The organism is Serratia sp. HNCC26DJ206, assembly GCF_057180605.1.
Genome location: NZ_JBXUGP010000191.1, coordinates 1 through 243 on the forward strand (window position 1 = coordinate 1; position 243 = coordinate 243).

Annotated in this window: 1 protein-coding gene; it reads right to left on the minus strand. The window is 65.0% G+C overall.

The genetic code is table 11. The features are described 5' to 3' along the window. The coding region (locus AC2A1E_RS24540; RefSeq protein ID WP_484385931.1) for a cadherin-like domain-containing protein at positions 1-243 on the minus strand (243 nt) is incomplete at both ends.

The window sequence follows — 243 nt, forward strand, 5'->3', positions numbered from 1 at the left end:
GGTGCGGAACACCTCTCGCGCTACGTTGCCGTCGGTCAGCACCAGGGTTGGCGCATCGGCCACCGGGGCGACCGTCAGCCGCACCGTGGCAACGCCGGAGTTGAGCAGGCCGTCATTCACCCGATAAGTGAAGCTGTCCTCTCCGCTCCAGTTGGCCACCGGTACATAGCTCAGCGTGTTATCCGCATTGCGGGTCAGTGTGCCGTGCGCCGGTTGGCTCAGCAGGCTGAAGGTCAGCGCATC